Source organism: Maritimibacter alkaliphilus HTCC2654 (assembly GCF_000152805.1).
In the GTDB taxonomy this organism is placed as follows: Bacteria; Pseudomonadota; Alphaproteobacteria; order Rhodobacterales; family Rhodobacteraceae; genus Maritimibacter; species Maritimibacter alkaliphilus.
Map to the genome: position 1 here is coordinate 329,891 of NZ_CH902578.1, position 21,215 is coordinate 351,105.

Genomic DNA, 21,215 nt, shown 5'->3' on the forward strand with positions numbered 1-21,215 from the left:
AAGCCGCGCCGGGGCGCGGTGCCTGCGGCATCCTTGACCCGTCATCGACTCACGGGTCTCGCGTTCGGTCAGCCGTTCGCTTCGCGGATCTTTTCGGCGGCTTTTTTCGAGTAGGTGATGCCTTCGTCGTCGAAAAGCTTGTCCAACTCGCCCGACAGCGTCATCTCGGTGATGATGTCGCAGCCGCCGACGAATTCGCCCTTCACGTAGAGCTGCGGGATCGTCGGCCAGTCCGAGTAATCCTTGATGCCCTGACGGATCTGGTCGTCGGCCAGCACGTTGACGTCGGTGAATTCGACGCCCATGAAGTTAAGCACCCCGGCCACGCGGGACGAGAACCCGCATTGCGGCATTTCCTTGGTGCCCTTCATGTAGAGCACCACGTCGTTCGAGGTGACGGTGGATTTGATGGTGTCTTCTGCGGTCATGTTGTCTGTCCTTGTCGCGCGTCTCAGGCGGGAGCCTTGGTGGTGAGCGCAAGCGCGTGGAGGTCGCCGTTCGGCCCGTCCATCTTGCCCTTGAGCGAGGCATAGACGGCCCGCTGCTGTTGCACCCGGTTCATGCCCTTGAAGCTTTCGTCGATCACTTCCGCCGCCCAGTGATTGCCGTCGCCGGCAAGGTCGGTGATCGTGATCTTTGCGTTCGGAAAGGTCTCACGGATGAGCGCCTCGATTTCCGATCCTTCCATGGCCATGAAGTTCTGTCTCCCAGCGGTGTTTCTCATCCATGATGTAGATTGCGTGCGCGGGCGCTGCAAGGGTGGAGGTCCGGCGGGGGCTGTGCGCTGGCGCTCAGACGAAGTCGCGAAGCCTTGGCAGGAAGGCCTTGAGCCGGGCGGGCGCCTCCGAGGCCGCGAAGGCCGAGAGCTGTTCTTCGGTCCAGCCCTCGTCCGGGGCGTAGAGGTCGAGCAAGGCCTCGCGCTCGGCCTCGTAGCTGTCGGGCAGGTCGAGCCGTTCCGCGACCAGCAAAAGCTCGATCCCGTCATGGATCTGGCGCATCGTGGCGAAGGCCGCGAGCATCGGTTGCGTGATGTCCGGCGTTCTGGCCCACGTGTCGCCCTTGAACACCTCCTGAGTCACCCGTTGGCCGGCACCACGGCATTCATAGGCGACGCAGCCGGGAAAGCCCGCGTCTTCGAGGTGGTTGTAGAGCGAACAGCCCAGTTTCCCGTTGAGGTTGGGGCAGGGCAGACCCGCCGGTTTGTCGATCGCGAAATCCTCGCCCGCGTCGAAGGCAAGGGCGATGCAGCACAGCGCCGAACAATTGGCGCAGTCGGAGGTCATATCGGGGATCAGGGCCATGGGCGATATGTGACGCGGGCCGCACGCCCGTGCAAGGGGTGTTGACCCTCACGCAGGGTGAGGCCCCATGAAAGCGCCATGACTGAGCGAATCGACGAGATGACGGTGGGCGAACTGGCTAGGGTCGCGGGTGTGACGGTGCGGCTTCTGCACCATTACGACCAGATCGGCCTGCTGCGTCCGGCCCATGTGGCCGCCAACGGATACCGCTACTACGGGCGGGCCGAGGCCGAGCGGTTGCAGGAAATCCTCGCCCTGAAGGCGGGCGGCGTGCCGCTGGACGAGATCGGCGCGATGCTGGACGGTCAAGACCGGCTGGCGCGGCTGATCGCGCACCGGGCGCGATTGGAGGCCGAGGCGGCGCGGGTCACCGGCATGATCGAGACGCTCGATGCGACGATCGAAACCGAGAGGAAAGGACGCAGAATGGCGCTCGAAAACTTATACTGGCCGCCCGCGCCGGAAGAGCAGGCCGACCACGAGGCATGGCTGGTCGAAACTTACGGCGACTGGGTGGCCGAGGCGATCGCGGCGTCGAAGGCGCATCTGGCCCACGCGCCGATGGGGATGGACGGCAAGATGGACGCCTTGCGCGCGATCGAGGGGGCGCTGGTCGCGGATTATGAGGGCGGGGTGCCCCCCGGCCGCGCCGATGTGGCCGCGCACCGCGACTGGGTCGCTGGCATGTGGGGTAGGCCCTGTTCCCCCGAGGCCCATGCCGGGCTGGCCGAGATGTATCTGTCGCACCCGGACTTCATCGCCCGATACGAGGCGCTGTCGCCCGGGTTCAGCCAGTGGTTGCCTGCCGCGATCAAGGCCGCAGCAGCGCGGTGATCCCGGTCAGGGACGGCGTGCCCTCCAATGCCTCGGGGTCCGGGTCATAGGCGAGGATCTGCACCTCGGTCAGATCCTGTTCGAGGGGGCGGGCGTAGATCCAGATCAGCCCGGCATCCGGACCGTCCACCGTGAAATAGCTCGCCCGCCACGGGCTGTGGGTCTGAACCCGCTGGGCATCCGGGCCGGGCAGGCCCTGCACCTCGCGGCGCGGGTCGTGCCTGTGGGCGTCGTTCAGGTCTTGGGCGAGGCGGGTATAGGCCGCGTCGGGCAGGACCATCATGACGCGGACAAGGGGCCTGTCCTCGCGGATGAGGATCACGCGGGTTTGGGTCGGATCGCCGGCCAGCGTCACGCCGAGGAACGCTTCGGTCGCGGCGATGGCGGCCTCGGGCGCCGAAGTCTCGGGATTTTCCGGCGTGAGCGCGACATATCCAGCGCCACAGAGCACGAGCAATGCGACCGTGGCCGCCACGGCGCGGGGTCCGAGACGCCGGATCAGGTGGCTTTCTCGGCGAAGCTGGAGCGGTAGAGTGCGGCGAGGTCCGCAAGCGGGGCTTCCGAGCCGCCGAACTTGACCGTGTCGCCCACGAATTTGCCGACGGACGAGATCGTGACGCCCGCTTTGCCCGCTTCGGTCATCAGTGCCTCGGCCTGATCGAAGTTGCAGGCGACGAGGTAGCGCGCCTGATCCTCACCGAAAAGTGCCGGGGTCTCGTCTGTATCGATCTGCACGCCCACGCCGGCCGCCTCCGCCATTTCGAAGGCCGCAAGCGCGAGGCCGCCGTCGGAGATGTCGGTGCAGGCGCGGATATAGGCGCGGTTGGCACGGATGAAGTCGCCGTTCTTCTTCTCGGCGGTGAGGTCCACATGCGGCGCGTCGCCGTCTTCGCGGTTGAACACTTCGTAAAGCAGCGCGGACTGACCCAGATGCGTGCCGGTCTCGCCCACGAGCAGCAGCACGTGACCCTCGCGGGCTTCGCCGCCGATCAGGTCTTCGTCGAGGTTTTTCAGAAGACCCACGGCGCCGATGGTCGGGGTGGGCAGGATGCCGGTGCCGTCGGTTTCGTTATAAAGCGACACGTTGCCCGACACGATGGGCATGTCCAGCGCCTTGACCGCTTCGCCGATGCCTTGGATGGCACCCACGAATTGCCCCATGATCTCGGGCTTTTCCGGGTTGCCGAAATTCATGTTGTCGGTGGTGGCCAGCGGCGTGGCACCCACGGCGGTCAGGTTGCGGTAGGCTTCGGCCACCGCCTGCTTGCCGCCCTCGACCGGGTTCGCCTTCACGTAGCGCGGCGTGACGTCCGAGGTGAAAGCCACGGCCTTTTCAGTGCCGTGGACACGCACGATGCCCGCGCCCAGACCGGGGCGGCGCACGGTGTCGGCCATGACCATGTGGTCATATTGCTCATAGACCCATTGCTTTGCGCCATAGTTGGGGGATGAGATCAGGCCCTTCAGCCCGTCGATCGGGTCGATCTGCGGCACGTCTGCCAGCGGCGCGGCCTCCGGCGTTTCCACCCACGGGCGGTCGTATTCCGGCGCGTTGCCGGAGAGAGCGCGCAGCGGCAGGTCGGCACGGCATTCGCCCTGATGCATGATGAGGAAGCGGTCTTCGGGGATCGTCTCGCCCACGATGGCGAAGTCGAGATCCCATTTCTCGAACACCGCGCGCGCCTCGGCCTCTTTGTCCGGGTTCAGGACCATAAGCATCCGTTCCTGAGATTCGGACAGCATCATCTCATAGGCGGTCATGTTCTCTTCGCGCTGCGGCACGTCGTCGAGGTTGAGCTTGATGCCGAGCTCGCCCTTGTCGCCCATCTCGACGGCGGAGCAGGTGAGGCCCGCGGCCCCCATGTCCTGAATCGAGATCACGGCGCCCGTGGCCATGAGTTCCAGCGTGGCCTCCATCAGGCGCTTTTCGGTGAACGGGTCGCCCACCTGCACCGTGGGGCGCTTTTCTTCGATGGTGTCGTCGAATTCGGCGGACGCCATGGTGGCCCCGCCTACGCCGTCACGGCCCGTTTTGGCACCCAAATAGACGACAGGCATCCCGACGCCGGATGCGGCCGAGTAGAAAATCTTGTCGGTGTCGGCGAGGCCAGCGGCGAACGCGTTCACAAGGCAGTTGCCGTTATAGGCCGGGTGGAAGCGCACCTCGCCGCCCACGGTCGGCACACCGAAACAGTTGCCGTAGCCCCCGATGCCCTCGACCACGCCATGCACGAGGCGCTTGGTCTTGGGATGCGTGACTTCGCCGAAGGACAGCGAGTTCATCGCCGCGATGGGCCGCGCGCCCATGGTGAAGACGTCGCGCAGAATGCCGCCCACGCCGGTCGCGGCACCCTGATAGGGTTCGATGTAGGACGGGTGGTTGTGGCTTTCCATCTTGAAGACGATGCACTGACCGTCGCCGATATCGACGATGCCTGCGTTCTCGCCGGGGCCGCAGATGACCTGCGGGCCTTCGGTGGGCAGGGTGCGCAGCCATTTCTTCGACGACTTGTAGGAGCAATGCTCGTTCCACATGGCCGAGAAGATGCCGAGTTCGGTAAAATTCGGATCGCGATTCAGAATGCGCAGAATGTTCGCGTATTCGTCCGGTTTGATCCCGTGCGCTGCAATGATCTCTTCGGTGATCTCAGGCTCGGTGGTCATGCGCGGGTCCCCTTCAAGGCAATTGCCTGCCTCATAAGGGAAGGCGCGGGCGGGGGGAAGGGAGGGAGCGGGCTACGGCGGACAAAAAAAGACCGGGCACGAGGCCCGGCCTAAGTCCAACAGGGAGGTGAAACTGGCCAGAGAAGTCTCGATGACCAGCTTCGAGGGGGGATTTATGGGCGCAGCGCCCATTGAGCAAGCAGAGTGTGAACAATGCTGCTATGCGTTTTGTGCATAGCTTGTTCAGGCTTCCCGCATCTGGCGTTTGACATGGGCATGGCGCAGGCGTGCGGGCCAGAGGCTGTGGCGCGATTGCGCCTCGGCGAACATCTGCGCCATCGCCTCCAGCATCGCGATCTCATCCGGGTTCAGCCAGTCCTCAGGTTCGACCGACATCGGCGCAGCTATGGCGGTCTCGCGTTCGCGCTCCAGCGCCTCGGCCAGATAGGGCGTGCCGCCGAACCATGTCGCGTCGAAACGGGCGGCGTCTTTCGCATAGACCTCGGCCATGCGGTCGGCGAGGGCGCGGTGCATCCGCAGCTTCGGTCCCCCATCGGCGCCACCGCGTGCCACGACATCGGCCAGCGGCCAGGCGATCTGGTTCGAGCCGTCGAACCCGATGGCCTTGAATTTCCGGTGCCAGACCTTGAGCCGCATGAGGTCGCGAACGCCCAAGGGCGCGTTCTTGCGGTCCGACGCGCCGCCGTCGACCTGTGCATCCTGACCCGGAAACACCGTCGCGGCGAAATCCGTGACGGTCGAGCCGCCGATCAGGGCGGACGGGACGAACGGGCGCAGCGTGACCTTCACCGACGGCGACAGGTTCTTTTTCCAGCCCGTGTATTTGCGCATGTAGATGAACTGCCGATGCGCGTCGGCGGCGAAGGCATCGAAGGTCGATTGCGTGCTGCCCTGTTTGATCAACTCCACGAACAGCGACGTCAGCGCGCCGAGATGCGGGCGGATATAGACCACGATCTCGCAGGTTCCGAACGTGCGGCGCGCGCGATCCACCGCCTTGGCCAGCACGTCGGGGGGCAGGTTCGCGAAGTGCTCGGCCGACAGGATGACCGTCTCGGCGCGGGTGAGTGAGAGCAGGTTGGACAGGGCGTCGATGACCCAGCGGTCCCGCCGTTTCCCCTCGCGGTAGGCGCGGCGCAGGATCGGGTCGAGCGAGACGTGATCCAGAAATCCGGGCAGGCGGGGATAGGCCCATGTATGGCCGGGCACGACGAGGTCGCCCCGCGCCAGCGCCGTCTGGATCGAGGTGCTGCCGGTCTTGATCTGGCCGGCATGGATGACGAGGCGCCGGGATTGTCTGGTCGTTCGGGTCGGGGGCATTGCGGGGATATGGTCGCGGCAGGCTATGCCGTCAAACGTTCCCGCTTTCGAGGGCCTGCTTGCGGTGTTCGAAAATCTCTTCCGTCACGAAATCGCGGAAGGCCGCGATGCGCTTAGAATGCCGCAGCTCTTCGGGATAGGCGAGGAACACCGGAATCTCGCGGCTTTCCTCTTCGGGAAGCACACGCTCGATCTCGGGAAAGTCCTGAAGGATGTAATCGGGCAGAATGCCGATGCCCAGCCCGTTCAGGACCGCCTGAAGCACGCCGAAATAATTGTTCACGGTGAGCAGCGAATCCACGTTATGCGTCAGGATTTCCTGCGTGAACGTGGCCCCCGCGCTGACCTGCGCCGAGTTGGTGTTCTGACAGATGATCCGGTGCTTCGACAGATCCTCCATCCGCTCCGGTCGCCCATGGGCATCGAGATAGGCATGGGTGGCATAGAGCCGCATGTTCACGCCCATCAGCTTCTTGCGGATGAGATCGGCTTGCGACGGCTCCTTGAGCCGGATCGCCACGTCCGCCTCGCGCATGGGAAGGTCGAGAACACGCTCTTCGAGCATAAGGTCGATCTTGAGGTCGGGGTATTGCTCGTAGAGTTTCGCAAGACGTGGGGCGAGCCAAAGCGACCCGAAGCCCGTGGTCGTCGTCACCCGCAGTTCTCCGAACACCTCTTCCTTGGAATCGCGGATGCGCGCCACGGCGGCGTCGAGCCGCTGGACCATCGCGCGGGTCGCGTCGAACAGAAGCTCGCCCTGTTCGGTGAGAATCAGGCCGCGGGCATGACGGTGGAAAAGCGTCGCGTTCAGGCTCTCTTCGAGCCCGCGAATCTGGCGCGATACCGCCGATTGCGACAGGTTGAGCGCATCGCCCGCATGGGTGAGGCTTCCGGCGTCGGCAACCGCGTGAAATATTCTTAGCTTGTCCCAGTCCATCGGTGTCGCTTGTTGCTCTACAAACCTGAATTTTGTGGGCTTCTTATCATCATCAAACCGTGAAATGCCAAGGCCCTGATAAACAACATAAGACTTTTACAGGTCAAAACAATTGACCTAGCCTGACCTTGCCCAAGAGCTAGCCGGAGGAGCGCGCCAATGCGGCAAGATGTATCACTTCACGACCGTTTCGACCTGGAAAAAAGCCCGGTCCTGTTGAACGGCACGCAGGCCATGGTGCGCCTGATGCTGATTCAGGCCGCGCGCGACAAGGCGGCGGGTCTGAACACCGCCGGTCTCGTCACCGGCTACCGCGGCTCGCCTCTGGGCGGCGTCGATAGCTGGATGATGAAGGCGGGGCGCGATCTGGCCGATGCGGGCGTGGTGTTCCAGCCGGGGCTGAACGAGGATCTCGCGGCCACCGCGCTGTGGGGTTCGCAACAGGCCGAACTGCGCGGCGAGGGCACCCACGACGGCGTGTTCGGCCTTTGGTACGGCAAAGGGCCCGGCGTCGATCGCACCGGCGACGTGATGCGCCATGCCAATATGGCCGGATCGTCGCGCCACGGCGGCGTTCTGATGGCGATGGGCGACGACCACACCGGCGAAAGCTCGACGGTTCTGCACCAGTCCGACTGGGCGATGGTCGATGCCTATATGCCCGTGCTGTCGCCTGCCGGTGTTCAGGAAATTCTGGATCTCGGCGTCTATGGCTATGCACTCAGCCGGTTTTCGGGGCTGTGGGCCGGGCTGAAGCTGATGAAGGACACGGTTGAGGCGACGTCGGTCGTGGACGGTCGCCCGGACCGGATGAACCTTGTCACCCCCGAGAACTTCGTGATGCCTGACGGCGGTCTGAACATCCGGCTCGTCGATGACCGGATCGTGCAGGAAGCGCGGATGATCGACTACAAGCGTTTCGCCGCCGAGGCGTTCGCCCGCGCGAACCGCATCGACAGCCGCGTCTGGGGCCATCCCGGCGCCAAGATCGGTTTCGTCGCCGCCGGCAAGAACTGGCTCGACCTCGTGCACGCGCTGTCGCTTCTGGGGATCGGCGAGGCCGAGGCGGAGCGGCTGGGCATCACCACCTACAAGGTCGCGCAGACCTGGCCGCTCGATATGGACAGCTTCCACGAATTCGCCGAAGGGCTCGATCTGATCGTCGTCGTCGAGGAAAAGCGCAAGCTGATCGAAGTGCAGATCAAGGAAGCGATCTTCGACGACCGGCGCGGGCGCCGCGTCTATGGCTGGCACAAGGGCGACACGTGGGAGCATGGGCGTCGGCTGGAGCTGTTCCCCACCCGCTACGCGCTCGACCCGGTGATGATCGCGGAAAAGCTGGGCGACATCCTGATCGAAGAGGGGCGCGAGACCGAATACATCAAGGCGGGCCTCGCGAAGATCGCCGAGGCGCGCAAGGCGGACAATGCCGAGCAGATCGCGGCGCGCCTGCCGTATTATTGCGCGGGCTGCCCGCACAACACCTCGACCAAGGTGCCCGAAGGCTCGCGCGCCTATGCGGGGATCGGCTGTCACTACATGGTGCAGTGGATGGACCGTTCGACGCTGGGTTTCACGCATATGGGCGGCGAAGGCGCGAACTGGATCGGGGAAGCGCCGTTCTCGACCCGCGAGCATGTGTTTCAGAACCTTGGCGACGGCACCTATAACCATTCAGGCATCCAAGCGGTGCGCGCGGCCATCGCGGCGGGCACGAACATCACCTACAAGATCCTCTACAACGACGCGGTCGCCATGACCGGCGGGCAGGCGAACGAGGGCGGGCTGGACCCCTACCGGATCGCCGCCGAAATGACCGCAGCGGGTGTGAAACGGCTGGTCGTCGTGCATGACCCGAAGGAAGAGGTCGATCCGGCGCGCTTCCCCAAGGGTGTCGAGGTGCGCGAGCGCGATCAGCTTGAGAACACGGAAAAGGAACTGCGCGAAATCAAAGGCGTAACCGTCCTTCTTTATGTGCAGACCTGCGCGGCGGAAAAACGGCGGCGGCGCAAGAAGGGCAAGTTTCCCGACCCGGACAAGCGCATCCTCATCAACACCGACATTTGCGAGGGCTGCGGCGATTGCGGGGTGCAGTCGAACTGCGTCGCCATCGTGCCGGAGGAAACCGAACTGGGGCGCAAACGCGCCATCGACCAGTCGGCCTGCAACAAGGATTTCTCCTGCCTCAAAGGGTTCTGCCCCAGCTTCATCGAGGTCGAAGGCGGCACGCCGCGCAAAAAGGCTGCGCCGAACATCACCATGCCCGACATGCCCGATCCGGTCTTGCCGACCATTGACGGGACGTGGAACATGGTGGTCACCGGCGTCGGCGGCACGGGTGTCGTCACCATCGGGGCCGTTCTGGCGCAGGCCGCGCATATCGACGGCAAGGGCGCGGGCATGATGGAGATGGCGGGCCTTGCGCAAAAGGGTGGCGCGGTTGCCGTGCACCTGCGTGTCGGCGAAACGCCCGAGGCCATTTCGGCCATCCGCATCGCGACGGGTGAACTGGACGCGCTCATCGGGGGCGAACTCGTGGTGTCCGCGGATGCCAAGACGCTGGGGCTGATGTCCACGGGGCGCACCGGGGGTGTGGTCGACAGCCACGAAACCGTCACGGGTGATTTCACCCGCGACACCGATTTCCGTATTCCGGGCGACCGTTTGGCGCTGTCTCTTGAAGCGCGACTGAAGGACCGGGTGACCCTGTTCGACGCCACCGAACTGGCCGAAGGGCTGATGGGCGACACGATCTATTCCAACATGATGGTCATGGGCGCCTCGTGGCAGGCGGGCCTTATCCCGATCGGGTATGAGGCGATCATGACCGCGATCGAGCTGAACGGTCAGGCGGTCGAGCGCAACAAACGCGCCTTCGAGGCCGGGCGCTGGGTCATCGTGGACCGCGAGGCCGCCGAGCGCGCGGCGGGTTCAAGAGTGGTTCAGAAGCCATTGACCTTGGATGAGAAAATCGCGTTCCGAGAGCGTCACCTGACCGCCTATCAGAACGCGCGTCTTGCCAAGAAATACCGCAAACTGGTGGATCGTGCGCCGGATGATGCGATGCGCGAGGCGCTGGCTTTGGGCTATCACAAACTCCTGTCCTACAAGGACGAGTATGAGGTCGCGCGGCTCTTGCGTGACACCCGCGCCAAAGCCGAGGCGGCGTTCGAGGGGGATCTGTCCCTGAAGGTGCACCTCGCTCCGCCCGTGATGAACGGCACGGCGCCGGACGGGCGACCCAAGAAGCGCGCCTTCGGCGAAGGCTTCGTGAACGCGCTCGGCCTGCTCCCCCGGTTCAAGGTGCTGCGCGGCACCCCGCTCGACCCGTTCGGGCGGTCCGAGGAGCGGCGCATGGAGCGTGCCTTGATCGCGGAGTACGAGCGCGACATGGACATGGTGCTGAACGGCTACGAGGGCGGCGAAAAGGCCGCGGCGCAGGCCCTGGCGCGCCTGCCGCTCGACATCCGTGGGTTCGGCCCGGTGAAGGAGTCGAACGCCGAAAAGGCCGCCAAACGGCGCGAGGAATTGCTGGCGGCGTTCCGGGACGGTCCTCAGGCGCAGGCGAAGGCGGCGGAGTAGCGTTTCCACACGGAGCGGGCTTGCGCCCGCACAGGTCTTGCGCCGCCCCGCCTGAGGCGGGGCGTCGCGGTCTGGGGGTGCTGCCCCCGGCTGCATTTGCAGGCAAATGCATCCTCCCCCGAGGTATTTTGCGACCGGAGAAGTCGCGGATGGGCGCGCCTTCATCAAATCTTCATGCTGTTGTGGCATCGAGGCGGGAACGGCAGAGCAGGCAAGGTGATGCAGGGCGCGGCGCGCGATATTTCCTATGCGGCCACCATCGAAGGGCGGCTGGCGCGGTTTGCCGTGCGTGTGATCGAGGATGCGACCGGGCGGCGGCGGCTCATGCGCCGCGCGATGGGATATGAGGCCGAGCTTGCGGGCGGGGCCGAGTTCTGGTCGCTGATGGCGGCCCGCTACGGGCTGGATCCGGTGCTGGGCGGCGCTGGCCTGTCCGCGATCCCTGTCACGGGGCCGGTCGTTCTGGTGGCGAACCATCCGTTCGGGGTTCTGGATGGGCTTTTGATGGGCGTGATCCTGCAACGGGCGCGGGGTGCGGGGTTCCGCATTCTGGCGCATGAGGTGTTCTCGCGGGCGGCCGAACTGCGCGACGTGATCCTTCCCGTCGATTTCGCGGGCACGCCGGAGGCTGCGCGGCGCACGATCCAGATGCGACGGGATGCGCAGGATTTCCTGTCGGCGGGCGGGGCGATCGGGGTGTTTCCCGGCGGCACCGCGTCGACTGCCGCCACGCCCTTTGGCCGCGCGATGGACCCGGAGTGGCGGCGTTTCACCGCCAAGTTGGTGGCGCGATCCGGGGCGACGGTGGTGCCGATCTATTTCGACGGCCAGAACTCCCGCCTGTTTCAACTGGCGAGCCATCTGTCGGTGCCCTTGCGCATGGGGCTGCTCATGCATGAGTTCCGCGCGCGGGTGGATCGCCCGGTGCAGGCGATCATCGGCGATCCCATCGCCCCGGACACGCTTGCGCAATTTCGCGCGGACCCGAAATCCATGATGGATTTCCTCAGGGAACGGACCTATGCCTTGTCGCCAACGCCGGTGGATTGGCGCGCCACCGGGTATGAATTCGAGGAACGGCGCCGGGCATAAGGCGTGGGGCGATGGCAGTAGGGATTTTCGATTCGGGGCTTGGCGGGCTGACGGTGCTGGATGCCGTGACCAAACGCCTGCCGGAAGTGCCCTTCGTCTACTTCGGCGACAACGCCCACACGCCCTATGGCGTGCGCGACGCCGACGATATCTACAACCTCACGACCAAGGCCGTGTCGCGGCTGTGGGACGAGGGCTGCGATCTTGTGATCCTGGCCTGTAACACAGCTTCGGCCGCCGCGCTGCGCCGGATGCAGGAAAGCTGGATTCCCCCTGACAAGCGCGTGCTGGGCGTTTTCGTCCCGTTGATCGAGGCGTTGACCGAGCGCAAATGGGGCGACAACAGCCCGCCGCGCGAGGTGGCCGTGAAACACGTGGCACTGTTCGCGACGCCCGCGACCGTGGCGAGCCGCGCCTTTCAACGCGAGCTGGCGTTCCGCGCCATCGGTGTGGACGTCGAGGCACAGGCCTGCGGCGGTGTGGTCGATGCGATCGAAGAGGGCGACATGATCCTTGCCGATGCGCTGGTGCGCTCTCACGTCGATGCGCTCAAGCGCAAGATGCCCAATCCCGAGGCCGCGATCCTCGGCTGCACGCATTATCCGATCATGGAGGACGTCTTTCAGGAGGCGCTGGGGCCGGAGGTGACCGTCTATTCTCAGGCGAGCCTCGTGGCGGCTTCATTGGCCGACTACCTCGAACGGCACCCGAAGATGATCGGGTCGGGCACGGAATCGAAATTCCTGACCACCGGCAAACCCGAAAAGGTGTCGGCGGGCGCGACCCGGTTCCTGCGACGCAAGATCGCGTTCGAACAGGCCTGAATTGCACGGGGGCGCGAAAAGCCCTAAATCCCATACGACTATTCGGAGGGGACCATGACCCACAAGATCGCCATCCTCGGTGCGTCCGGCTACACCGGCGCGGAACTCGTTCGGCTGATCGCGACCCATCCGTCGATGGAGATCGTCGCGCTGTCGGCGGACCGAAAGGCCGGGATGGAGATGGCCGAGGTCTATCCGCAACTGCGCCACCTCAAGCTGCCCAAGCTGGTGACGATGGACGAGATCGACTTTGCTCAGGTCGATCTGTGTTTCGCGGCGCTGCCCCACGGGCTGTCTCAGGCGCTGGTCCGCGATCTGCCGGACAGCGTGAAGGTGGTCGATCTTGGGGCGGATTTCCGGCTGCGCAACCCGGAGGACTACACCAAGTGGTACGGCAACGACCATGTGGCGAAGGACTTGCAGCCGTCCGCCGTCTATGGCCTGACCGAGTTCTATCGCGACGACATCAAATCGGCGCGTCTGGTTGCGGGCACGGGGTGCAATGCCGCCACGGTGCAATTCGCACTGCGCCCTCTGATCGAGGAACGCCTGATCGACCTCGACCGGATCATCTGCGACCTCAAGAACGGGATTTCGGGGGCGGGCCGGTCGCTTAAGGAAAACATGCTGTTCGCCGAGCGGTCGACCGATGTGACGGGCTATTCCCAAGGCGGCAAGCACCGGCATCTGGGCGAATTCGATCAGGAATTCAGCGCCATCGCGGGCCGCAAGGTCGAGATCATGTTCACGCCCCATCTGGTGCCGGTGAATCGGGGTATCCTTGCCGACTGTTATGTCGAGGGCGACCCCAAGGCGATCCACAACGCGCTGGTCGCGCGGTATGAGGCCGAGCCGTTCATCGAAGTGCTCCCCTTCGGGCAAGCACCGGGGATGGGGCATGTCATGGGCTCGAACTTCTGCCACATCGGCGTGATCGGGGACCGGGTGCCGGGCCGGGCGCTTGTCGTCGCAACGCTGGACAACCTGTGCAAAGGGTCGAGCGGGCAGGCGATGCAGAACGCGAACCTGATGCTGGGCGAGGATGAGACAACCGGGCTGATGCTGGCCCCCGTGTTCCCTTGATCGTGATCAACGAAATCCCGGCGTGTCGCGCTATAACGAGGCGCCTTGAAGTGGAGGACACCCTATGGCGGGCATGAAAGGCCTGAAAAAGAAAAGGCGGGTGCAGATCATCGTCGTTGCCTTCGTGGCGCTCGCGCTGGCCACGGGTCTGATCGGCTATGCGTTTCGCGACGGGATCAATTATTTCCGTTCGCCCACGCAGGTGGCCGAAGAACCGCCCGCGCCGAACGAGATTTTCCGCATCGGCGGGCTGGTCGAAGAAGGCTCCATCGTGCGTGGTCAGGGCGAAACCGTGCGCTTTTCCGTGACCGACGGGGCCAACACGGTGCCGGTGGAATACACCGGGGTATTGCCGGACCTGTTTGGCGAGAATCAGGGCATGGTGGGCACCGGAAGCTACATCGACGGCGTCTTTCAAGCCTCTGAAATTCTTGCGAAACACGACGAGGAATACATGCCGAAAGAGGTGCTGGACGCGCTGAAGGAACAGGGCACCTACGTCGATCCGAACTCCTGATTTCGGGCGCATTAACCATTTGAGACCAGCCTTGGTCCCGCAATTCATGTGCGGAGGCCAAGGCAGATGCAGAGCGTTCAGGACATCGCAGCCGCGATCGTCGCCCGCGAGGGCGGCTATGTGAACGACCCGGACGATCCGGGCGGTGCGACGAATTTCGGCGTCACGATCGGGACCATGCGGCGGCTGGGGCTCGACCTCGACGGCGACGGGCGCGTGACGGCCGAAGACGTGAAGCGGTTGAGCCGGGGGCAGGCGACCGAGATTTTCATCAAGCACTATTTCGAGGGGCCGGGCATCGCATCGCTGCCCGAGGCGCTGCAACCGTCGGTCTTCGATATGTACGTGAACGCGGGCGGGAATGCCGTGCGTATCCTGCAACGGATGCTGACCCGGATGGGCTTTCCCTGTGCCGTGGACGGGGCCATCGGGCCGCAGACGGCAGGCGCGGCCAAGGCGGCGGCGGCCAAGGCGCCTGATCACATCGCCGACGCCTATGGCATCGAGCGGCGCAACTATTACTACCGGCTTGCCGACCGCAGACCCGCGAGCCGCAAATATGCGCGGCGGCGTGACGGCGGCAAGGGCGGCTGGATCGTGCGCGCGGAAGAGTTCATTTCGCCCAAATATCACCTGTCGGAGGCCGAGCATCGCGCTCGGGTCGCGCAATGGGGTTGATCGACGGGGCCATGAACCTCGTCTTCGGCGGCGGGCGCAACATCGTGCGCGAAACGGCGGGCGTCTTCATGGAGAACGCTGAACAGCGCGCGGTACGCGAAGCGATGCTGCAATCCTCGGCGCTGGAGCAGTTTTCCAGCGAATTCGCGCTGCCGAAAAAGGGCTTCTTCGACCGCTTCATCGACGGCATCAACCGCGTGCCGCGCCCGGCGCTTGCCCTCGGGACCATCGGACTGTTCGTTTCGGCGATGGTCGACCCGACCTGGTTCGCGGCCCGGATGAACGGGCTTGCGCTGGTGCCGGAGCCGCTCTGGTGGCTCATGGGCGCGATCGTCAGCTTCTATTTCGGCGCGCGCCATCAGGTGAAATCGCAGGAATTCCAGCGGTCGGTCGCGACCACCATCGCCTCGACGGGCGCGGTGGTTCAAAACCTTGAAACCCTCGACAGCCTCGAGGCGGGAAGCCGGTCGCAGGGCGACCCGAACCCGGCGCTCGACGCGTGGAGGCGGGATGGCCAGTGAGGTTTTGCTTCAGATCCTCACGGATCACGGGCCTTGGGTTCTGCTCGTTTTTTACCTGCTCTGGCGCGACGTGCAGAAGGATCAGGCGACGCGCGCCGTGCTCGACAAGAACTCGGCGATCCTGATCGAGATCACCACCATCATCCGAGAGCGGCTTCCAAGCCGGGGCAGGGATCTGTGACCCGACATTGGCGCAGAATCGGACACACGCTCAGAGCCTTTCTGGCGGGGCGAGAATTCAACCGTGCGTTGGAGCGGCACCAACGGGCGGCACGAGAACTGGACCATGCCGTGCGAGAGGTCCTTGGGCATGAAACAGGCGATTTTCCTCATCTTTCTGACCGTCCTCGCGCTTGAGGCGGGGTTTCTGCTGCTGGGCTACGTGCCGGTCGCGAACATCGTTTATGGGGCCATCGCGCTCATGGCCGTGATGATCGCGGCCACGTTCCTGTGGCTTTGGTTCGAACGGACGACGCCGCTCGCCATCGGGATGGTGGTCAGCTGGTTCGGCATGGCGTGCCTTGCGGGATGGTGGTGGGTCTACAACCTCACGGGGTCACCCGACTGGGCGCACCAGAACCCGGGCATGTTCGGCGTGCTTGCGCTGCCGATCGTCGGATCGGTTCTGCACTTCGCCGTCATCCAGAGGAGTTTCGGGTATCACGGGATGCACTTCCTATGGCCGCTCGCGGGAGCGGTCGGGCTGTCCATCGCCGTATACGTCGTGGTGGTGTGAGGCCCCCGAGGGGGCCTCATCACAAAGCTCAGAAGCTGTAGCCGACGCCGAGTTTGAAGTCGGTGCGCGGACGGGCAAGACCAGCACCCATCACGCGGACGACTTCGCCGCGCACAAGGTACTTGCCGCCGAGCGCGTATTCCGCACCGGCACCGAAGTCGTAGATGAAGCCCGCGCCGGACATGAAGCCGGCACCGCCCTTGGCGTAGATCATGAAGTCGCTCGCGGTGGCATAGCCCGCACGCGCGTTCACGAGGCCGGTGAAGGCCGAACCCGCCGGAACCTGGCTCGTGGCCCAGTCGTACTGCACTTCAGCTTCCGCACCGAGGATGAACCCGTTTCCGAAACCGTAGTTGTAACCGGCCCAAGCGCCGACGGCACCGTCAAGACCCGCCGCCTTGGCGAAATCGTTCTGAATGAATGCACCCAGGTAGAACCCGTCGAATGCGGATTGTGCCTGAGCGGCGCCGCCCGCAAGCGACGCAACGGCAACCGAAGCTGCCATGGCAAATTTCTTGATCGTACTGCCCATTTTTATCTCCTGTGATTCAAGCGCAGTTGTCCCACGCATGTCACCGCCAGTATGCTGCGTTACGGCGAAACCCGCAAAGGGAATAGGTCTATTTCTTGTCAAATACGTGTCGAAGGGTGGTTAAAAGGCTACAATTTCATCACGACGCCTGCCCAAACGTATCCCTCGATACCGAATTCGAGGTCACCGTCAGGAGTCTCTTTCACGTATGGGTTGTGCGGTGCGCGATTGGGTTTCGCCTCGCGCGAGCGCGGATTCGTGAGCGATTCCTCGCGTGCCGTGACGGACGGCCTGTCGGGCCATGAAAAAATCGGCTCGCTCGAACCGCGCGCCTGTCCGTCCTGCGCAATGCCCGACGCGGGAATAAGCGTCGTGCAGAGGGCGAGAAGGGCGGCGATCCGTTTCATACTGGTAATCTGACATGCAAAGAGCGGCAGGGCCAGCCTGCCGCTCTCACATTCTGTCGATAGGCGGATATCAGAACGTGTAGTTGATACCGGCCTTGGCGACATAGTCGGCCGCGCCGCCGGCGAAGTCCTGATACCGGTCCATGCCGAGACGCAGCGAGGCACCGTTGCCGATGTCGTACTGGCCGCCGCCGCCGATGGTCCACAGGCGCGTGCCGGTCTGGTCCGCACCGGCACCGATCTTGGCATAGGCCATGAAGGGCGAACCGAAGTCGTAACCAAGACGCGCGGCGCCGGTGTAGATGTTCGCGCTGCCGCTCGGGAAATAGGCGTCGGCTTCGAAACCGGCATAGCCGCCCGGCGTGAACTCATAGAGGTAACCGGCCTGCGCGCCGAAACCGTAGGTGTTGGGGTTGGTGAAGAAATCGCCCGAGGCGTAGCCGCCCAGGTAGAAGCCGTCGAAGTCGCCGGCGGTGGCGGCGGTTGCGGTGGCGCCGATGGCGAGACCCAGTCCAAGGGCCGTGGTTTTGACAAAGCGGTGCATGTGACCTCCTTCAGGTTTGTCGTTTTGCGGGTGCTCGTGCCCGCGTGCTGGTCAACTGTCCCGTCGCTCGTGTGGGCCCAATGCTGCGGGATGTCCCGTGTTCCATTTCGGGATCAGGAAATTTGGCATCGTGCCGCCCATGCCGCAGGGACAGCCCGGCAGAACTCTGCCGGTGACAAATGCGCGACATGCGCGCGCAGGCGATTGGCGGGGCAGGCAAAACACATTAGAAACATCGCATGATTGCAGAGCTTGGACATTTGGCACTGGTGCTCGCCTTCGGCGTGGCGATCGTGCAGACAGTCGTGCCCCTCGTCGGGGCGCAAAAAGGGTGGTCGGGTTGGATGGCGATGGCGGTTCCGGCGGCCTCGCTCCAATTCCTGTTGATCGCGGCGAGCTTCGCGGCGCTCACCTATTCATTCGTGAACTCGGATTTCTCGGTCCGGCTCGTGGCGCTCAATTCGCACAGCGCGAAACCGATGCTCTACAAGATTTCGGGCGTGTGGGGGAATCACGAGGGGTCCATGCTTCTGTGGGTGCTGATCGTGGCCCTGTTCGGCGCTATGGCGAGCTGGTTCGGCGGCGGTTTGCCCCCGAAGCTCAAGGCGCGCGCCCTTGCGGTGCAGGCGTCGATCGGCGTCGCGTTTCTGGCCTTCATCCTGCTCACGTCCAACCCGTTCCTGCGCCTCGCGCAGCCGCCGTTCGACGGGCAGGACCTGAACCCGCTTCTGCAAGATCCCGGTTTGGCCTTCCATCCGCCGTTCCTCTATCTGGGCTACGTCGGTCTTTCGATGGCGTTCTCCTTCGCGGTCGCCGCCCTGATCGAAGGGCGGGTTGACGCGGCATGGGCCCGTTGGGTCCGCCCGTGGACGCTGGCCGCGTGGATCTTTCTGACCATCGGCATCGCGCTGGGGTCGTGGTGGGCCTATTACGAGCTGGGCTGGGGTGGCTTCTGGTTCTGGGATCCGGTCGAGAACGCGTCGTTCATGCCGTGGCTCTTCGCCGCCGCGCTGCTCCATTCGGCCATCGTGGTCGAAAAGCGCGAGGCGCTCAAAAGCTGGACCATTCTGCTCGCCATTCTGGCCTTCGGCTTCTCGCTGATCGGCACGTTCCTCGTGCGCTCCGGTGTCATCACCTCGGTCCATGCCTTCGCCAACGATCCCGAACGCGGGGTGTTCATCCTGATGATCCTCGGCGTCTTCACCGGCGGTGCGCTGACGCTGTTCGCCGTTCGGGCCAGCGCGATGGAGGCCAAGGGCATCTTCGGGATGGTGAGCCGGGAATCGGCGCTGGTGTTCAACAATATCCTGCTTGCGGTGTCGGCCATCGTCGTCTTCATCGGGACGATCTGGCCGCTGGTGGCCGAGATGTTCTTCGACCGTCAACTGTCGGTCGGCGCGCCGTTCTTCGAGGCCGCGTTCACGCCCTTCATGGTCGTGCTTGCGATCATCCTGCCGTTCGGGGCGCTGATGCCCTGGAAACGCGCGAAGCTGGGTAAACTGGTGCGTCCGCTGGTGCCGGCGATGGTGCTTGCCGTCGCGGTCGCGCTTCTGGCCTGGTCGATCCAGACCGAGCGCACGATCCTTGGCCCGGTGGGCTTTTTGCTTGGCGTCTGGCTGGTGGGCGGGGCGGCCACGGACCTGTGGTCCCGGCTTGGCCGCGGCCCGGTGTCGGGGCGCTTCGGACGGATGCTGCGCCTGCCGCGCGCCGATTGGGGCCGCGTGACCGCCCATGCCGGGCTCGGCGTCATCTTCATGGGCATTTCGGGGCTGATGGCGTGGCAGGTCGAGGACATCCGCGTCGCCAATTCCGCCGAACCCTTCGAGGTCGCGGACCTGACGCTGATGATCCGCGAGATCCGGCAGGTCGAGGGGCCGAACTACCTGTCGACCACCGCCGATATCGTCGTCTCGAAAAACGGGGAAGAGGTCGCCCTGCTGCAACCCGAGAAACGGGTTTATCCGGTGCAGGCGATGCCGACGACCGAAGCGGCGATCGACAACGGGTTCTGGCGCGACATCTACGTGGTCATCGGCGACCCGCAGGACAGCGGTGGGTATGCCGTGCGCACCTTCATCAAGCCCTTCGCCAACTGGATCTGGGCCGGATCGCTCATCATGGCGTTGGGCGGACTTCTGAGCCTGTCGGACCGCCGCTACCGCGTCGCCGCCGGGGCCGCGAAACAGAAACCCGTTCAGGGGGTGCCTGCGGAATGAAGCGACTGATCCTCGCCCTGATCCTTGCCGCCGCGCCGGCCCTCGCCGTGAACCCGGACGAGGTGCTCGACGATCCGGCGATGGAGGCCCGCGCCCGCGCGATTTCGGCGGAACTGCGGTGCGTGGTCTGCCGGGGCGAGAATATCGACGAATCCAATGCCGCGATCGCGCGCGACCTGCGGCTGTTGGTGCGCGAACGTCTGGTGGCGGGCGATACGAACGACGAGGTGATCGATTTCGTGGTCGACCGCTACGGCGAATACGTCCTGATGAAACCCACGACCGGCGGGGCCAACATTCTGCTCTGGGGGGCGGGCCCCGCGCTGTTCCTCATCGCGGCGGCTGGCGCGATCATCTATCTGCGCGGGCGTTCGACGGCGAAGGCGCCGGGGGCGGATGGTCTGTCGGATGCAGAGCAGGCACGGCTCGACGAACTCCTGAACCGCTGACAGCGGCGAAACCCGCTGCGGGTTTCGCATCCGAATTCGGGTGCCTGTCGTTGCGTTCCCCTTTCCAACCGGACCTCAGGCTCTAGTCTTCCCGCAACCGAGGAGGCCCGGAATGCAGTACGATACGATTCTCTATGACCTTGCCGGCGGCATCGCGACGATCACGCTCAACCGCCCCGACAAGATGAACGCTCTCACGCCGCAGATGCGCGCCGAACTGGCCGAGGCGCTGAAAAAGGCCGGGACCACGGCGCGCGTCATCGTGCTGACAGGGGCCGGTGCGGCCTTTTGCTCGGGTCAGGATCTGGGCGAGGGGTCGACGGCGGCGGCGGTCGATCTGGAACGCGTGCTGCGCGACGAATACGAGCCGGTGATCCGGGCCATCGCCACGGTGCCGGTGCCGGTGATCGCCGCCGTCAACGGCCCGGCGGCGGGGGCGGGGGCGAGCCTCGCGCTGGCTGCCGATGTGGTGATCGCGACCCGCTCGGCCTATTTCCTTCAGGCCTTCACCCGGATCGGGCTGATCCCCGACGCGGGCGGCACATGGGCGCTGCCGCGTCAGGTCGGCCTGCCGCGCGCGTTGGGGGCCGCGCTTTTCGCCGAAAAGATCGAGGCCGAGCAGGCCGCCGACTGGGGCATGATCTGGGAAGTGTTCGACGACGACACGTTCGAGGCGGGGTGGCGCGCGCGCGCCGAACAGCTCGCCGCCGGTCCGACGCAAGCCTACCGCGCGGTGAAGACCGCGATGCGGGCCTCGCTTGAGAACGATCTGGATACGCAATTGTCGCTGGAGGCGAAGTTGCAGGGCAAATGCGGGCAGACGCGCGACTTCAAGGAAGGTGTGTTGGCGTTCCGCGAGAAACGGAAAGCCTTGTTCGAGGGGCGGTAAGCGGGGAAAGGGGGCCAGCCCCCTTGGACGCATTCGGGGAATGCGTCCCACCCCCGAGGTTTTTTGAA

23 protein-coding genes are annotated in these 21,215 nt (G+C 64.7%); 13 read left to right on the forward strand and 10 right to left on the reverse strand.

Annotated features, from left to right (window positions below):
• Positions 1-68 precede the first annotated feature (68 nt).
• The 3 genes from grxD to RB2654_RS02760 all read right to left on the reverse strand — a co-directional run bounded on the left by grxD (position 69) and on the right by RB2654_RS02760 (position 1,301).
• On the reverse strand, positions 69-428 hold the full coding sequence (grxD, locus tag RB2654_RS02750; RefSeq protein ID WP_008328398.1) for a Grx4 family monothiol glutaredoxin: 360 nt from the start codon (positions 426-428) through the stop codon (positions 69-71).
• 23 nt (positions 429-451) lie between these two features.
• On the reverse strand, positions 452-694 hold the full coding sequence (locus tag RB2654_RS02755; protein WP_008328399.1) for a BolA/IbaG family iron-sulfur metabolism protein: 243 nt from the start codon (positions 692-694) through the stop codon (positions 452-454).
• Positions 695-791: 97 nt separating this feature from the next.
• Positions 792-1,301 carry a hypothetical protein gene (locus tag RB2654_RS02760; protein ID WP_008328400.1) on the reverse strand — a complete coding sequence of 170 codons (510 nt, stop codon included), beginning with the start codon at positions 1,299-1,301 and terminating at the stop codon, positions 792-794.
• A 78-nt stretch (positions 1,302-1,379) separates the two neighbouring features.
• Here RB2654_RS02760 and RB2654_RS02765 point away from each other — a divergent pair, with 78 nt between their 5' ends.
• A complete protein-coding gene (locus tag RB2654_RS02765; RefSeq protein ID WP_008328401.1) occupies positions 1,380-2,135 on the forward strand; it encodes a MerR family transcriptional regulator in 756 nt (251 codons plus the stop codon).
• Here RB2654_RS02765 and RB2654_RS02770 read toward each other — a convergent pair.
• From RB2654_RS02770 to RB2654_RS02785, 4 genes are all read right to left on the reverse strand, one after another.
• The gene (locus RB2654_RS02770) at positions 2,113-2,610 is read right to left on the reverse strand and encodes a hypothetical protein (RefSeq protein WP_008328402.1); all 498 of its coding nucleotides are present in this window, start codon (positions 2,608-2,610) and stop codon (positions 2,113-2,115) included. The genes RB2654_RS02765 and RB2654_RS02770 overlap by 23 nt on opposite strands.
• A 23-nt stretch (positions 2,611-2,633) precedes the next feature.
• Positions 2,634-4,799: a phosphoribosylformylglycinamidine synthase subunit PurL gene (gene purL, locus RB2654_RS02775; RefSeq protein WP_008328403.1), complete on the reverse strand. Its 2,166-nt coding sequence runs from the start codon at positions 4,797-4,799 to the stop codon at positions 2,634-2,636.
• A gap of 243 nt (positions 4,800-5,042) precedes the next feature.
• A complete protein-coding gene (locus RB2654_RS02780) occupies positions 5,043-6,140 on the reverse strand; it encodes a hypothetical protein (RefSeq protein WP_008328404.1) in 1,098 nt (365 codons plus the stop codon).
• 31 nt (positions 6,141-6,171) lie between these two features.
• Positions 6,172-7,077 (reverse strand): LysR family transcriptional regulator, encoded by a 906-nt coding sequence (locus RB2654_RS02785; RefSeq protein ID WP_008328406.1) that lies wholly within the window; start codon positions 7,075-7,077, stop codon positions 6,172-6,174.
• Between the two features lie 159 nt (positions 7,078-7,236).
• Between RB2654_RS02785 and RB2654_RS02790 the strand changes: the two genes are divergently transcribed.
• The 9 genes from RB2654_RS02790 to RB2654_RS02830 all read left to right on the forward strand — a co-directional run bounded on the left by RB2654_RS02790 (position 7,237) and on the right by RB2654_RS02830 (position 16,110).
• A complete protein-coding gene (locus tag RB2654_RS02790) occupies positions 7,237-10,659 on the forward strand; it encodes an indolepyruvate ferredoxin oxidoreductase family protein (protein WP_008328408.1) in 3,423 nt (1,140 codons plus the stop codon).
• Positions 10,660-10,833: 174 nt separating this feature from the next.
• On the forward strand, positions 10,834-11,751 hold the full coding sequence (locus RB2654_RS02795) for a lysophospholipid acyltransferase family protein (protein ID WP_246146564.1): 918 nt from the start codon (positions 10,834-10,836) through the stop codon (positions 11,749-11,751).
• An 11-nt stretch (positions 11,752-11,762) separates the two neighbouring features.
• On the forward strand, positions 11,763-12,575 hold the full coding sequence (murI, locus tag RB2654_RS02800; RefSeq protein ID WP_008328411.1) for a glutamate racemase: 813 nt from the start codon (positions 11,763-11,765) through the stop codon (positions 12,573-12,575).
• A gap of 54 nt (positions 12,576-12,629) precedes the next feature.
• On the forward strand, positions 12,630-13,658 hold the full coding sequence (gene argC, locus RB2654_RS02805) for an N-acetyl-gamma-glutamyl-phosphate reductase (protein WP_008328412.1): 1,029 nt from the start codon (positions 12,630-12,632) through the stop codon (positions 13,656-13,658).
• Between the two features lie 73 nt (positions 13,659-13,731).
• Positions 13,732-14,175 carry a cytochrome c maturation protein CcmE gene (gene ccmE / locus RB2654_RS02810; protein ID WP_040885396.1) on the forward strand — a complete coding sequence of 148 codons (444 nt, stop codon included), beginning with the start codon at positions 13,732-13,734 and terminating at the stop codon, positions 14,173-14,175.
• A 66-nt stretch (positions 14,176-14,241) separates the two neighbouring features.
• Positions 14,242-14,853, forward strand: a complete 612-nt coding sequence (locus RB2654_RS02815) for a holin-associated N-acetylmuramidase (RefSeq protein WP_008328417.1) — start codon at positions 14,242-14,244, stop codon at positions 14,851-14,853.
• The gene (locus tag RB2654_RS02820; RefSeq protein WP_008328418.1) at positions 14,844-15,374 is read left to right on the forward strand and encodes a holin family protein; all 531 of its coding nucleotides are present in this window, start codon (positions 14,844-14,846) and stop codon (positions 15,372-15,374) included. The genes RB2654_RS02815 and RB2654_RS02820 overlap by 10 nt, the downstream gene beginning before the upstream one ends.
• Positions 15,364-15,555 (forward strand): hypothetical protein, encoded by a 192-nt coding sequence (locus tag RB2654_RS02825; RefSeq protein WP_008328420.1) that lies wholly within the window; start codon positions 15,364-15,366, stop codon positions 15,553-15,555. The genes RB2654_RS02820 and RB2654_RS02825 overlap by 11 nt, the downstream gene beginning before the upstream one ends.
• A gap of 129 nt (positions 15,556-15,684) precedes the next feature.
• Positions 15,685-16,110 (forward strand): hypothetical protein, encoded by a 426-nt coding sequence (locus RB2654_RS02830; RefSeq protein WP_008328422.1) that lies wholly within the window; start codon positions 15,685-15,687, stop codon positions 16,108-16,110.
• Positions 16,111-16,138: 28 nt separating this feature from the next.
• On the opposite strand, the gene RB2654_RS22215 is transcribed toward RB2654_RS02830, so the two are convergent.
• The 3 genes from RB2654_RS22215 to RB2654_RS02845 all read right to left on the reverse strand — a co-directional run bounded on the left by RB2654_RS22215 (position 16,139) and on the right by RB2654_RS02845 (position 17,593).
• Complete coding sequence (locus tag RB2654_RS22215) at positions 16,139-16,642, reverse strand: outer membrane protein (protein ID WP_008328424.1); 504 nt, start codon at positions 16,640-16,642, stop codon at positions 16,139-16,141.
• A gap of 128 nt (positions 16,643-16,770) precedes the next feature.
• The gene (locus RB2654_RS02840) at positions 16,771-17,049 is read right to left on the reverse strand and encodes a hypothetical protein (RefSeq protein ID WP_008328426.1); all 279 of its coding nucleotides are present in this window, start codon (positions 17,047-17,049) and stop codon (positions 16,771-16,773) included.
• A gap of 70 nt (positions 17,050-17,119) precedes the next feature.
• A complete protein-coding gene (locus tag RB2654_RS02845; RefSeq protein ID WP_008328428.1) occupies positions 17,120-17,593 on the reverse strand; it encodes an outer membrane protein in 474 nt (157 codons plus the stop codon).
• 239 nt (positions 17,594-17,832) lie between these two features.
• On the opposite strand from RB2654_RS02845, the gene RB2654_RS02850 reads away from it, so the two are divergent.
• The 3 genes from RB2654_RS02850 (at position 17,833) to RB2654_RS02860 (ending at position 21,147) form a co-directional block, all read left to right on the forward strand.
• Complete coding sequence (locus RB2654_RS02850) at positions 17,833-19,809, forward strand: heme lyase CcmF/NrfE family subunit (RefSeq protein ID WP_008328430.1); 1,977 nt, start codon at positions 17,833-17,835, stop codon at positions 19,807-19,809.
• Positions 19,806-20,258, forward strand: coding sequence for a cytochrome c-type biogenesis protein (locus RB2654_RS02855; protein ID WP_008328432.1), 453 nt, complete (start codon positions 19,806-19,808; stop codon positions 20,256-20,258). Before RB2654_RS02850 ends, RB2654_RS02855 begins: the two co-directional genes overlap by 4 nt.
• 112 nt (positions 20,259-20,370) lie before the next feature.
• A complete protein-coding gene (locus RB2654_RS02860) occupies positions 20,371-21,147 on the forward strand; it encodes an enoyl-CoA hydratase-related protein (RefSeq protein ID WP_008328434.1) in 777 nt (258 codons plus the stop codon).
• The last annotated feature ends 68 nt before the right edge of the window (positions 21,148-21,215 follow it).